This window comes from Amycolatopsis umgeniensis (genome assembly GCF_014205155.1).
Classification (GTDB): domain Bacteria; phylum Actinomycetota; class Actinomycetes; order Mycobacteriales; family Pseudonocardiaceae; genus Amycolatopsis; species Amycolatopsis umgeniensis.
On sequence record NZ_JACHMX010000001.1, the window covers coordinates 6,650,773 to 6,663,633 of the forward strand.

Sequence of the window (12,861 nt, forward strand, 5' to 3'; positions counted from 1 at the left end):
CGAGCCGACACGCTTGCCTCACCTCAAGAGAACGCGACGCGTCGTCCAGTCACGAGACCGGGTTCAGGCGTTCTTCGGGACGTGCTTGCCGAGGAACGCGATCAGGCTTGGCACGACCGTGCGGTTGAACGCGTCGCCGTGCTTGCCGCGCGCGGTGTGCGCGACCATCGGCCGCGCTTCGGAGATGAACTTCCGCACCCCGCCGATGAACGGGTCTTCGGTCCCGCACCAGATCCCGGTCGGCACGCTCTTGGTGACGTCGATGTGGCGCAAGGGGTCCAGCGCGCCCCAGTCCGCGGCGTCCCGGAACGCGCGCCGTTTGCTCATCTCCGGCCACGACGTGATCAGCGCGGGCGCGAGCGCCGCGACCGCGGACGGCGGGCGACGGCGTTCCAGGCGGCGCCGGGTGTAGAGCAGCGCGCCGAAGCCGCCCATCGAAAGCCCGGTGGCGGCGAACGGCAGCCCGTCCCGGCCGCCGAGACCGCGTGCGGCCAGCCAGCGGGGGACCTCTTCGAGCAGCATCGCCATCGGGTTGTCGCCGGGCTTGTTTTCGTGCCAGTAGTGGTCGCCGCCGTCGACCGCGACGAACCCGAACGGGGGCACCGCCTTGCGGGCGACGTCGCTGCCGAGTTGCTTGAGCAGTCCGGTGGGGGCCGCGTGCCGCGCGGTGCCGTGGAGGCCGTGCAGCATCAGCGACATCGGCAGGCCCTTGGGCGGTGCCTTGGTGGGCAGCATCAGGACGAGGTCGACCTCGCGGCCGCGGGCTTCGGAGTAGACGCGTTCCACGCGCGGGCTGCCGAGCTGGGTGGCCGGGGTCGGCGAAGCGACGCCGAGTGCCCGCTGGAGCGCTTCGCTGAACGGAAGGGCTCCGGTCGCCGTTCCGGCGGCGAGCCCCGCGACGCCGAGACCGGAAGCGCCGGCGATCAGCACGGAACGACGGCTCAGCCAGCGGCGGGCGCCATGCACCCCTGGCAGCGTCGTCTGCCCCTGGTCGTCGTCGTTCACCCGTCCCCGTTCCCCCGTTGATCTTCTCTCAGATCAGACGTGCGCCGATGCCCGAAGGTTGCACGTGTCGCCGACCTGTGACCGGGGTATCGCCGGATCAGGTGCCGATGTTTCCCTCTTTCGCGCGCCATGACTCGATCGAGATCCGCGCGGACCGCGTCGCGGCCTCCAACGTGTCGCCGAGACCCACGCCGAGGGCGGTGGCCAGGGGGATCAGGATCTGCTCCACGCCGTTCTCGCCGTCGCCGAAGTGGCCGGCGACCTCCAGTGTGATGTAGCCGTGCACGGCGCTCCAGAGCTGGGCGGCGACGGCGAATTCGGGGGCGGGGCGGAACCGGCCCGCCTCGATCACGCGCTTCGCGGCGCGGACGAGGTAGCCGAAGGCCTCGATGCCCTCTTCGCTGAGGTTCTGACGGGTTTCCTCGTTGGTCATGTCGCCCAGCGCCGCCTTCTGCCCGCTGGGCTGGCTCTGGCCGAAGGTCACCGCGTAGAGCTGCGGGTTTTCCACCACGGTCCGCCGGTACGCCAGCGCCAGCGTGAGGATGTCGGCCGCCGGGTCGCCGGTGTCTTCGACCTTGCCCAGATTCGCCGACAGCCGCCGGAATCCCTCGCGCGCGACCTCGTCCACCAGCGGCCCCATCCCGCCGAAGTGGGTGTACACGGCCATGGTCGACGCGCCGATCTCGGCGGCCAGCTTGCGGGCCTGGAGCGCCTCGGGGCCGCCGTCGGAGAGCAGCCGGATCGCCGCCTCGATCAGCTTGGCCTTGACCTCGGCGGCAGCGGGCTTGGGTGACATGCTTGCCAGTATTCCATAACCCTGTTATAAATGTATCCATAACCGCGTTATAGTCACCGATCCAGGGGGCCTGTGATGGGAAACAAGTTCCTCGAGGGCAACTTCGCCCCGGTCAGCCGTGAGCACACGATCACCGAACTGCGCGTCACCGGGCACATCCCGGAGTACCTGGACGGGCGCTATCTGCGGAACGGGCCGAACCCGCTGTCCGAAGTGGACCCGGCGACCTACCACTGGTTCATGGGCGACGGCATGGTGCACGGCATCCGGCTGCGCGACGGCCGCGCCGAGTGGTACCGCAACCGCTGGGTGCGCAACCCCCGGCTTTCGGCGGAACTCGGCGAGGGCTGGGCGGGCGGGGCCGCTTCCATGGGCGCCAACACGAACGTGATCGGCCACGCGGGCAAGACCCTCGCGCTGATCGAGGGCGGCGCGACGAACTTCGAGCTGACCGAGGAACTCGACACCGTCGGCCCCTGCGACTTCGACGGCACCCTGCCCGGCGGCTACACCGCCCATCCGAAGCGCGATCCGGAGACCGGCGAACTGCACGCCGTGTCGTACTTCTTCGGCTGGGGCAACAAGGTCCAGTACTCGGTGATCGACGCCCAGGGCCGCGCGCGGCGCAAGGTGGACATCGAGGTCACCGGTTCGCCGATGATGCACGACTTCTCCCTGACCGAGAAGTACGTCGTGTTCTACGACCTCCCGGTGACGTTCGACACCGAACAGGCCGTCGCCACGTCCGTCCCGCCGTTCCTGCGCACGCCGGCCCAGCTGGTGGTGTCCGCGCTGGTGGGCAAGGTGAAGGTGCCCGACCCGCTCAGCGCGAGGCTGCGCCAGCGGATCTCGGGCAACGCGGGCCTGCCGTACCGGTGGAACCCCGACTATCCGGCGCGGATCGGGGTCATGCCGCGAGAGGGCGGCAACGGCGACGTCCGCTGGTTCGAGATCGAGCCGTGCTACGTGTTCCACCCGATGAACGCCTACGACGACGGCGACGACATCGTGCTGGACATCGTCCGGCATCCGAGGATGTTCGCCACCGAACTCCTCGGACCGGCCGAGGGGCCGCCGACCCTGGACCGCTGGACCGTCGACCTGACCGTCGGCAAGGTCGTCGAGGAACGCCTCGACGACCAGGGCCAGGAGTTCCCGCGCGTCGACGAGCGGCTCGTCGGGCGACCGCACCGGTTCGGCTACTCGGTGTCCACAAAGGATGGGTCGGCGTCGTCGGGGTCGCTGCTGAAGCACGACCTGTGGAAGCGTTCTGTCGCGTCGAGGGAATTCGGACCGGGCAGCCAGGTGGGGGAGTTCGTGTTCGTCCCGTCCTCTGTGGACGCGGGTGAGGACGAGGGCGTGCTGATGGGATTCGTCTACGACCCCGCGACGCAGAAGAGCGACCTGACCATCCTGGACGCGGGGACGCTGGAGACCGTCGGCGCCGTGCACCTGCCGGACAGGGTGCCCAACGGCTTCCACGGCAACTGGGACCCGGCAGGGGAGGGCTGAGGGGAAAGGCCCCTTCAGCTCCCGAGGCCGAGCACCCGCTGCTCCCCGGTGTACAGGTTCATGCTGTCGCCGCGCAGGAAGCCGATGAGGGTCATGCCGTTCTCCTCGGCCAGTTCCGCGGCGAGCGACGACGGCGCGGAAACCGCCGCCAGCAGGCCGATCCCGGCCATGGCGGCCTTCTGCACCAGTTCGAACGAGGCGCGGCCGGACACCAGCAGACCGGCGTCCGCCGCGGGGATCCGGCTCTCCTGCAGCGCCCAGCCGAGGACCTTGTCGACGGCGTTGTGCCTGCCGACGTCCTCCCGGACGACGGCGAGATTCCCCTCATCGTCGAACAGGGCGGCCGCGTGCAGACCGCCGGTGCTGGAGAAGACCTTCTGGTGCGCGCGCAGCGTGTCCGGGAGCTTGGACAGGACGTCGGTGCTCACCGCGAACTCGGACTTCTCCGGCGAGAAGCGGCTTCGCAGTTTGACAGCGTCGAGCGCCGCCTTGCCACAGACGCCGCACGAAGACGTGGTGTAGAAGTTCCGCTCGACGCCCGTCTCCGGCGGAGCGACGCCTTCGGCCAGCGCGATGTCCAGGACGTTGTAGGTGTTGCGGCCCTGGTCGTCGACGCCGTCGCAGTACCGGGCGACAGCGATGTCCTCGCGAGAAGCGAGCACGCCCTCGGACAGCAGGAACCCGTGCGCCAGCTCGACGTCGTTGCCGGGGGTCCGCATGGTGACCGCGAGCGCCTTGCCGCCGACCCGGATCTCCAGCGGTTCCTCGGCCGCGAGCGCGTCGGGGCGTCGCACGTCCCGGGTCGCGGAGATCTTCCGCACCGGACGGCGCACCGTCACCCTGCCCACTTGTCCACCCTTCTGACCGGTTGTTCCACACTCGGATACTGCAACGTTGGGAATTAAGTAATACATTCCCAGTGCACATCCTCAGAGTACGGAGGCGCCGGATGGCTGTCGGCTTCCTGGACCGTTCACGCATTGTCGCCCCGCCGGGCTGGAGCCGCTGGCTGGTGCCACCCGCCGCGCTGGCCGTCCACCTGTCGATCGGGCAGGCGTACGCGTGGAGCGTCTTCAAACCGCCGCTGGAGAAGACGCTCGGGCTCACCGGCACCCAGAGCGCGCTCCCGTTCCAGCTCGGCATCGTGATGCTCGGGCTGTCGGCGGCGTTCGGCGGGACACTGGTCGAGCGCAACGGCCCGCGCTGGGCGATGTTCGTCTCGATGGTCTGCTTCAGCTCGGGTTTCCTGCTCTCCGCGCTCGGCGTGGCGACCTCGCAGTACTGGCTCGTCGTCCTCGGCTGGGGCGGGATCGGCGGCATCGGGCTCGGGATCGGCTACATCTCGCCGGTGTCGACGCTGATCAAATGGTTCCCGGACCGGCCGGGGATGGCCACCGGGATCGCGATCATGGGCTTCGGCGGCGGAGCGCTGATCGCGTCGCCGTGGTCTTCGCAGATGCTGGGCACGGCGCCGTGGACGATCAGCACGGTCGCGACGGCGTTCCTCGTGCACGGCCTGGTCTACGCGGTCTTCATGAGCCTCGGCATCTTGCTGATCCGGGTGCCCGCGGACGACTGGAAGCCGCGGGGCTGGGAACCGAAGGCCGATCACGGCAACGCGATGATCACCACCGCGAACGTGTCCGCGCGCAACGCCATCAAGACGCCGCAGTTCTGGCTCCTCTGGGTGGTCCTGTGCTTCAACGTGACGGCGGGCATCGGCATCCTGGAGAAGGCGTCGCCGATGATCGCGGACTTCTTCCGTGAGACCTCGACACCGGTCGGCACCGCCGCCGCGGCCGGGTTCGTCGCGCTGCTTTCGCTGACCAACATGCTCGGCAGGTTCGTCTGGTCGTCCACTTCGGACCTGGTGGGGCGCAAGAACATCTACCGGCTTTACCTCGGCGCGGGTGCCCTGCTGTACCTCGTGATCGCGCTGACCACCAACGCCTCGAAGCTCGTGTTCGTCCTGTGCGCCATGCTGATCCTGTCCTTCTACGGCGGCGGTTTCGCGACCGTCCCCGCGTATCTGAAGGACCTTTTCGGCACCTACCAGGTGGGCGCGATCCACGGCAGGCTGCTGACAGCGTGGTCGATGGCGGGCGTGCTCGGGCCGCTCATCGTCAACGCCATCGCCGACAGCCAGAAGTCGGCGGGCAAGGTCGGCCCCGACCTCTACACGACATCGCTGTTCATCATGATCGGCCTGCTGGTCGTCGGCTTCGTCGCCAACGAGCTGGTGCGGCCGGTCAACCCGAAGTTCCACGAGCCGGCGTCGTCCGGCGAGCCCGCGAGGAGTGAGACCCGATGACCGAACAGGCTCCCGAGCGCCGCCGCACCGGGCTGATGGTCTTCGCGTGGCTGTGGGTCGCGCTCCCGTTCGCCTACGGTGTCTACGAACTGTTCCGGAAGGTCGTCCAGCTCTTCGGCGGCTGAGTAGGGTCGAACCGTGGGAGTTCTGGTAACCGGGGCATCGCGCGGCATCGGCCGTGCGATCGCCCGCGCCTTCGCGGACAAGGGCGACCGTGTCGCCGTTCACTACGCCTCGAACCGGGAGGACGCCGAGCGGACGCTCGCGGATCTGCCCGGTTCCGGCCACGGTCTGGTCCAGGGCGACCTCTCGGACCCCGAAGTGGCACAACGGGTCGCCGACGAGGCCGAGGCCTCGGTGGACGGTGTCGACGTCCTGGTGAACAACGCCGCCTTCGCGCCGTCCGCGGCTTCGGCGCATCCCGTCGCCGAAGTGTCCTATACGGACTGGCAGCGGATCTGGCGGCGGATGGTCGACGTCAACGTGCTCGGCACGGCGAACGTGACCTACTGCGTGGCGCGGCACATGATCGAGCGCGGCGCGCCCGGCCGCGTGGTCAACATCGGCTCGCGGGGCGCCTTCAAGGGCGAGCCGGAGTTCCCCGCGTACGGCGCGAGCAAGGCCGCGCTGCACTCGCTCGGGCAGTCGCTCGCCGTCGCGCTCGCCCCGCACGGGATCGCGGTGACCTCGATCGCGCCCGGCTTCACCGCCACGGACCGAGTCGCGATGAAGCTCGAGGGCGCGAGTGGCGAGGCTCTCCGCGAGCAGAGCCCGTTCGGCCGGGTCGGCACGCCGGAGGAGGTCGCCGCGGCGGTGCTCTACCTCGCGTCCGCCGAGGCCGCTTGGGCGTCCGGCGCGATCCTCGACCTGAACGGCGCGTCACATCTGCGGATGTGAAGTGGATCACCTATGCAGCAATAATCGCCTCCCGCGCGTCCTAGGAACGTGCACAAGCTGGGGAAGGTCCTGGTCGCCGTTCTCGCGGTGGCGGTGTTCAGCGGGACCGCGTACGGATACTCGACCATGAGTTCGCTGGAAGAGGTCGCCCGTGAAGACGTGATCGACGAGGCGCAGGCGAAAGGGGAACAGCCCGCCGACGGGTCGCTGGACATCCTGCTGGTCGGCCGTGATTCGCGGACCGACGAGCACGGCAACCCGCTGTCCCCGGAAATGCTGCGTGAGCTGCGCGTGGGCGCGAACGGCGACGACCTGACCGACACGCTCATCGTGCTCCGCATCCCCAACGGCCAGAAAGCGGTGAAGGCCTTCTCGATCCCGCGCGACTCCTGGGTCGCGGAGCCGGGGACGAAGGACAAGACCAAGATCAACGGGGTCTTCGGTCACGCCAAGTTCGCTTCGGCGAGTGCACAGCGCGAGGCGGGCAAGACCGACAAGGCCGAGATCGACAAGGTGGCGATCACGGCCGCGCGGAAGGCGACCTTGAAGGCGGTCGAGGATCTCACCGCCGTCAAGATCGATCACTTCGCCGAGGTCAACCTGCAGAGTTTCTACGACATCAGCAAGGCCGTCGGCGGCGTCGAGGTGTGCTTGACGCGGGACACCAAGGACATCAAGTCCGGGGCGAATTTCAAAGCGGGCAAGCAGACGATCCAGGGTGCCGACGCGCTGGCCTTCGTCCGCCAGCGCGAGGACCTGCCTCGCAGTGACCTCGACCGCGTCCGCCGTCAGCAGGTGTTCCTCGCGGGGCTGGCGAAGCAGGTGCTCTCCGCCGGGACGCTCGCCAACCCGGCCCGCCTCTCCGAACTGATCGACGCGGTGAAACGTTCGGTCGTACTCGACGGCTCGTGGGATCTGCTCGACTTCGTCCGGCAGATGCGGGGCGTCTCCGGCGGCGGTATCGCCTTCGACACGATCCCGGTGGTCAACCCCGACTATCGCTACAACCCCAAGCAGCCGACCTGGACCGCCGTGCAGGTGGACCCCGTCCAGGTCCGGGCTTTCGCCGCGTCCCTGATCGGCGCCCAGCCCACGACACCGCAGGCGCCCGCGGGCCCCAAGGTCGACGTCGTCAACGCGAGCGGCAAGGACGGCCTCGCCGCCCGCGTCGCGGATCTGTTGGCGGAAAAGGGATTCGGCAAAGGCGAGGCGACGGCCGAGACCGGACGGCGGACCTCCGTCGTCCGGTTCAGCGACGCGTCCGGGCCCGCCACGGAGATCGCGAAACTGCTCGGCGGGTTGGAAACCGAGAAGGTCGCTTCCGTCGCGGCGGGCCAGGTGCAGGTCGTGCTCGGACAGGTCTACAAGGGACCGGGCGTGTCCGCGGGTGGCGGGGCGGCCGGGGTCCGGACCGACCAGCCGATCACCTCCGAAGACGCCGGGTGCATCAACTGACGGTCACTCCCTCGGCGGGATCTTGCCGTTCTTGGCGACCGGAAGGCCCAGCTGGGTCGGTTCGGTGATGGTGACCTGTTCCGAGGGAAGGCCAGCCAGTACCGGGTTCAGATGGGTCAGTTTCAGCGTGACCGGCCCGATGACGCTCGGTCCGGTGCGGACGTCGTACTTCGCCAGATCCAGCCACTGCACGGTGTTCAGCACCTCCCGGGGGATCTCGTCACCGCGTTTGGAGACCGGGACGCACAACTGCCGTGCGTTGCCGACCTGCACCTCCGCCTTCGGCCGGTCGGCCAGCACCGGGTTGAGATGCCCCAGCGTCAACGGGAAGGGGCGGCCGGGGATGCCGAGGACACGCAGCGCGTAGCACTCGAGATCGATGTGCCGCACGAACGACAGGATCTCCGGCGGCGGCAGCACACCGTTCTTCGCGACGGGCACGCACAACTGCTCCGGCGACAGCATGGTCACGGGCGCGTCTTGGATCCCCAGCCGTTGCACGACCGGGTTCAGCTGGCTCAACGTCAGCGGGACGTTCCTCGCGCCGCCTTCGATCCGGTAGCAGGAAAGATCCACCCAGCGGACGAAGTCGAGGATCCCGGGCGGCGGGATGACGCCGTTCTTCGCGACCGGCACGCAGAATTGCTGCCGTTCCCCCAACTTGACCGTTTCGACGGGCAGATCCGCGAGTACGGGGTTGAGGTGTTTCAGCGTGACAGCCGTCGGTGGCGGTTTGTAGCCTTCGGCCCGATAGCAGGACAGGTCGAGCTGGGAGACGAAGGGGAGCGGCGGTGGGGCCGCCTGAGCGGCGGTGGCCGCACCGGGCAGCGTGGTGACGAGGACGAGCGAGGCGAGGACGGCGAAGCCGCGCAGGACCGATCTTCGTGACATGGCAAGGCCTTTCCGCGAGCACGTGAACGGGTTTCCCCTTCACGGTGGTCGCGGATCGGCCTCGTCCGGCACCGCCAAGCGGGCAGCCTAAGGTGCGGCCAGCGTGCCCGAGGCCTCGATGACTTCGGGAGCGGGGCCGTCCGGGCGAAGCCTCCGGCGCAACCGCACGATCTCCGCGAGCGGGGCCCCGCCCGTGATCTCGATCGCGGCCAGCGAAGGCAGCGTGACACCGGCGTCCAGCAGCCGCCGGACCTGCCCGTCGTCCAGGATGAGCACCCGCAGCGCGGCCAGTTCGCCGACGCGTTCCAGCTCGGGCACGTCGAGACCGGCGAGGCCGAGCCTGATCAGCCCCGGAAGTCCCAGCAGCGGGTCGAAGTCGATCGGATGTTTCACCCCGGCGAGCGAAAGGCTCCACAGGGTGGGGTGCCCGGCGATCCCGGTGAGATCCAGCTTCGAGGTCTCGATGCTCGCCGCTTCGAGTGCCGGGAACCCGGAGAGATTCGCGACGACGGAATCGGCGCGGTTGACCCGCAGATGACGCAACGACGACAACGGGTTCAGGATCGAGAGGTCCACCGAGCCCGGGTCGTTGAGGTACAGCTCCTGGACGAGTTCCGGATCGGTGACGCCGCCGAGGTCCGTCGTCTCGGTCAGCACTTGGTCGTGGCCGCGGGCGGGCTCATTGTGAAAGGCGGCTTCGGCGACGAGATACGGCGACTCGGGCTCGTCCTCGTACTCGCCCGCCTTCAGCGCGCGGACGACCTCTTCCATCATCCCGGTGATCGAGGCCGCGACGTACCGGACAGGGCCCCAGACGTTCCGCCCGTACTCGAGGATCTGGCCGCTCTCCCCGGCTTCGGCCGGATCGAGGTCGACGGCGACGAAATCGCCGGCGTGATCGCTGCCGAAGGTGATCCACCAATCGTTGCGGGACAAGCGTTTCACCCGGCCGGCGGGCTGGGTCTCGAAGACCACGCCGTCTTCGGAGACGGGGTCTTCCCAGCCGTAGGAACCGGGATCGCCTTCGACGTACCGCTCGACGAGCAGGTGCAGTGGATCGTGGGCGTACCGGCCGAGCAGCCCGGACTCGTTGTCCCAGCCCGTCACCCGGAACAGGGCGCGAAGGTCCTCGGGCAGTCGCGCGCCGATCCGCTCCTCGGCCTCGGCGAGCTCGGCTTCGCTGTGGCCGGGCTCCCAATCCGGCGCCTGGCCCTTGATCTTTTCGTACAGTGCCGCGAATTCCGCGGCGAGGCCGGTGATCCGCGCGAGCACCGCGGGGTCGGTCGGCGCCCCGGTCGGCCGGGATCGCGCGGGCAACGGCAGACCCGGCAGCGGATGCCCCGGATAGCGAAAGCCGTCGTCGAACACGAGCCAGGCCGGGGACATGGTGGCTACGTCCGGCGTCGCGAGGAGGGTGTACTCCCCGGTGTGGTTCAGCCGGACCTCGTAGATCGACGAGGGCAACGGCCGGAACAACTCCGACAGCGCCCTCATGTCGGGACTCGGGTACCGGCCGGTGTCCGTCTCCGCCTGCAGCGAGAATCCGCCACCGGTGTTGTGTACCCGCAACACGGCGGAGGTCCAGTCCGATTTCGCGCTCTCGCGCAGCAGTCGCGCCATTTCGCGGGCGACGTCCCCAGGGATCATGGGGTGGAATCTAGCGGCTCCAGCCTCACCACGATCGCCTTCGACACCGGGGTGTTCGACTTGTCCGCCACCGAATCCAGCGGGACCAAGGCGTTCGCCTCGGGGAAGTACGCCGCCGCGCAGCCCTGCGCCGTCGGGTAGGACACCACGCGGAACCGCGGCGCCCGGCGTTCGCCGTCCCGCCATTCCGAGACCAGGTCGACCATCGCGCCGTCGGTCAGCCCGAGCGAGACCAGGTCTTCGGGGTTCACCAGCACCACGCGCCGGGCGTCCTCGATGCCGCGGTAGCGGTCGGAAAGGCCGTAGATCGTGGTGTTGTACTGGTCGTGGCTGCGCATCGTCTGCAGCAGCAGCCTGCCTTCGGGCACCTGCGGATACTCGAGTTCGGAGACGGTGAAGTTCGCCTTGCCGTTCGCGGTTCCGTTGAACTGCCGGGAATCGCGCGGCGCGTTCGGGAGGACGAACCCGTCGGGCTCGCGGACGCGGGCGTTGTAGTCGTGACAACCGGGGACGACGCGCGCGATCCGGTCGCGGACGAGGTCGTAGTCGGTGTGGAAGTCCCGCCACGGCACGGCGTGCCCGGCGCCGAACAGCGCTTCCGCGAGGTGACAGACGATCGCGACCTCCGAAAGCAGGTGCTCGCTGGCCGGGGTCAGCCTGCCGCGCGAGGTGTGCACCTGCGACATCGAGTCCTCGACGGTGACGAACTGCTCGCCGGCGGCCTGGGTGTCGCGTTCGGTGCGGCCGAGGGTGGGCAGGATCAGCGCGGTCTTGCCGGGGACGACGTGCGAACGGTTGAGCTTCGTCGACACGTGCGCCGTGAGGGAGCAGGACTTGAGCGCCTTCTCGGTCAGCTCGGTGTCCGGGGTGGCGGAAGCGAAGTTGCCGCCGACGGCGAAGAAGACCTTGCCCTTCCCGTCCCGCATCGCGCGGATCGCGGCGACGGTGTCATAGCCGTGCTCTCGCGGGACTTTGATGCCGAACTCGTCGTCGAGACTGTCCATGAAGGACTCCGGCATCTTCTCCCAGATGCCCATCGTCCGGTCGCCCTGGACGTTGGAGTGCCCGCGCACCGGGCACAGGCCCGCGCCCGGTTCGCCGATCATGCCGCGCAGCAACGCCAGGTTCGCGACCTCGGAGATCGTCTGCACCGCGTGTTTGTGCTGGGTCAGGCCCATCGCCCAGCAGTAGATGGTCCGCTTCGACGTCGCGATCATCCGCGCCAGCCGCTCGATCTGCTCACGCGGCAGGCCTGTCGCCGCGTCGACCTCGGCCCAGTCGATTTCCCGCAGATGCTTCGCGTAGTCCTCGAAGCCCTCGGTGGACGACTCGACGAACGCGCGGTCCACGATCGTGCCGGGAGTCTCCTGTTCCCACTGCAACAGGAGATGCCCGATCGCCTGGAACAGCGCGAGGTCACCGCCGAGCCGGATCTGCGCGAACTCGTCGGCCAGCGGGGTTCCCTTGCCGATCACGCCCCGGACGTTCTGCGGGTTCTTGAACCGCATCAAACCGGCTTCGGGCAGCGGATTGACCGCCATGATCTTCGCGCCGTTGCCCTTGGCCTCTTCCAGCGCGGACAGCATGCGCGGATGGTTGGTGCCCGGGTTCTGGCCGACCACCACGATCAGGTCCGCCTTGTGGATGTCGGCGAGCGTCACCGAGCCCTTGCCGATCCCCGTCGTGGCCGCGAGCGCGGCGCCGGAGGATTCGTGGCACATGTTGGAGCAGTCCGGGAGATTGTTGGTGCCGTAGGACCGCACGAGCAGCTGGTAGAGGAACGCGGCCTCGTTGCTGGTGCGCCCGGAGGTGTAGAAGATCGCCTCGTTGGGGTCCCCGAGTGCGCGGAGTTCGTCCGCGACCAGGGTGAACGCGTCGTCCCAGGAGATCGGTTCGTAGTGCGATGCCCCTTCGCGCAGCACGAACGGCTCGGTGATCCGGCCCTGCTGGCCGAGCCAGAAGTCCGTCTTCTCCGCCAGCACCTGGATGGAGTGCTCGGCGAAGAACTCGCGACCGACCCGGCGTTTGGTCGCCTCCTCGGCGACGGCCTTCGCGCCGTTCTCGCAGAACTCCGCGAGCTTGCGGTGCTCTCCGTCGACCTCGCGCGGCTCCGGCCAGGCGCAGCCGGGACAGTCGAAGCCGTCGCGCTGGTTCAGCAGGCGCAGCGTCTTCACCGTGCGTGCGGCGCCCATCTGCTCCATGCCGCGCACCAGGGAGACGGCGACCCCGGGGATCCCGGCCGCCCAGCTCTTCGGTTTCCCGACCTCGAGCTGTGTCTCGTCAACGTCGTTCGCGGGTGCTTCGCGGGTCATGTCACCATCGTGCGCCTTGCCGCCCCGGCGCGCGA

At 68.9% G+C, this 12,861-nt stretch carries 11 protein-coding genes; 5 read left to right on the forward strand and 6 right to left on the reverse strand.

Annotated elements, in window-relative coordinates:
• Positions 1-63 precede the first annotated feature (63 nt).
• Positions 64-1,005: an alpha/beta hydrolase-fold protein gene (locus HDA45_RS31075; protein ID WP_184901312.1), complete on the reverse strand. Its 942-nt coding sequence runs from the start codon at positions 1,003-1,005 to the stop codon at positions 64-66.
• 97 nt (positions 1,006-1,102) lie between these two features.
• Entirely contained in the window at positions 1,103-1,801 is a 699-nt protein-coding gene (locus tag HDA45_RS31080) for a TetR/AcrR family transcriptional regulator (RefSeq protein ID WP_184901315.1), read from the reverse strand.
• Positions 1,802-1,876: 75 nt separating this feature from the next.
• Here HDA45_RS31080 and HDA45_RS31085 point away from each other — a divergent pair, with 75 nt between their 5' ends.
• Entirely contained in the window at positions 1,877-3,313 is a 1,437-nt protein-coding gene (locus HDA45_RS31085) for a carotenoid oxygenase family protein (protein WP_184901317.1), read from the forward strand.
• 14 nt (positions 3,314-3,327) lie between these two features.
• Here the strand turns inward: HDA45_RS31085 and fdhD are convergent, their stop codons facing one another.
• Positions 3,328-4,161 (reverse strand): formate dehydrogenase accessory sulfurtransferase FdhD, encoded by an 834-nt coding sequence (gene fdhD / locus HDA45_RS31090; protein WP_184901319.1) that lies wholly within the window; start codon positions 4,159-4,161, stop codon positions 3,328-3,330.
• A gap of 101 nt (positions 4,162-4,262) precedes the next feature.
• Between fdhD and HDA45_RS31095 the strand changes: the two genes are divergently transcribed.
• The 4 genes from HDA45_RS31095 to HDA45_RS31105 are packed head-to-tail and all read left to right on the forward strand — an operon-like array spanning position 4,263 to position 7,976.
• Positions 4,263-5,624, forward strand: a complete 1,362-nt coding sequence (locus HDA45_RS31095) for an L-lactate MFS transporter (RefSeq protein ID WP_184901321.1) — start codon at positions 4,263-4,265, stop codon at positions 5,622-5,624.
• Positions 5,621-5,749 (forward strand): MFS transporter small subunit, encoded by a 129-nt coding sequence (locus HDA45_RS42880; RefSeq protein ID WP_255355414.1) that lies wholly within the window; start codon positions 5,621-5,623, stop codon positions 5,747-5,749. The genes HDA45_RS31095 and HDA45_RS42880 overlap by 4 nt, the downstream gene beginning before the upstream one ends.
• A 13-nt stretch (positions 5,750-5,762) precedes the next feature.
• Positions 5,763-6,521, forward strand: a complete 759-nt coding sequence (locus tag HDA45_RS31100; RefSeq protein WP_184901322.1) for an SDR family oxidoreductase — start codon at positions 5,763-5,765, stop codon at positions 6,519-6,521.
• Between the two features lie 48 nt (positions 6,522-6,569).
• Entirely contained in the window at positions 6,570-7,976 is a 1,407-nt protein-coding gene (locus tag HDA45_RS31105; RefSeq protein WP_184901324.1) for an LCP family glycopolymer transferase, read from the forward strand.
• 3 nt (positions 7,977-7,979) lie between these two features.
• Here the strand turns inward: HDA45_RS31105 and HDA45_RS31110 are convergent, their stop codons facing one another.
• From HDA45_RS31110 to HDA45_RS31120, 3 genes are all read right to left on the reverse strand, one after another.
• On the reverse strand, positions 7,980-8,867 hold the full coding sequence (locus HDA45_RS31110) for a hypothetical protein (protein WP_184901326.1): 888 nt from the start codon (positions 8,865-8,867) through the stop codon (positions 7,980-7,982).
• An 87-nt stretch (positions 8,868-8,954) separates the two neighbouring features.
• Positions 8,955-10,514, reverse strand: coding sequence for an SMI1/KNR4 family protein (locus HDA45_RS31115; protein WP_184901328.1), 1,560 nt, complete (start codon positions 10,512-10,514; stop codon positions 8,955-8,957).
• Entirely contained in the window at positions 10,511-12,826 is a 2,316-nt protein-coding gene (locus HDA45_RS31120) for an FdhF/YdeP family oxidoreductase (RefSeq protein WP_184901330.1), read from the reverse strand. The genes HDA45_RS31115 and HDA45_RS31120 overlap by 4 nt, the downstream gene beginning before the upstream one ends.
• Positions 12,827-12,861 lie beyond the last annotated feature (35 nt).

Coding starts and splice junctions, on each gene's coding strand:
- HDA45_RS31080 (WP_184901315.1), bottom strand. CDS start 1,801: ATGTCACCCAAGCCCGCTGCCGCCGAGGTCAAGGCCAAGCTGATCGAG.
- HDA45_RS31085 (WP_184901317.1), top strand. CDS start 1,877: ATGGGAAACAAGTTCCTCGAGGGCAACTTCGCCCCGGTCAGCCGTGAG.
- HDA45_RS31095 (WP_184901321.1), top strand. CDS start 4,263: ATGGCTGTCGGCTTCCTGGACCGTTCACGCATTGTCGCCCCGCCGGGC.
- HDA45_RS42880 (WP_255355414.1), top strand. CDS start 5,621: ATGACCGAACAGGCTCCCGAGCGCCGCCGCACCGGGCTGATGGTCTTC.
- HDA45_RS31110 (WP_184901326.1), bottom strand. CDS start 8,867: ATGTCACGAAGATCGGTCCTGCGCGGCTTCGCCGTCCTCGCCTCGCTC.
- HDA45_RS31115 (WP_184901328.1), bottom strand. CDS start 10,514: ATGATCCCTGGGGACGTCGCCCGCGAAATGGCGCGACTGCTGCGCGAG.
- HDA45_RS31120 (WP_184901330.1), bottom strand. CDS start 12,826: ATGACCCGCGAAGCACCCGCGAACGACGTTGACGAGACACAGCTCGAG.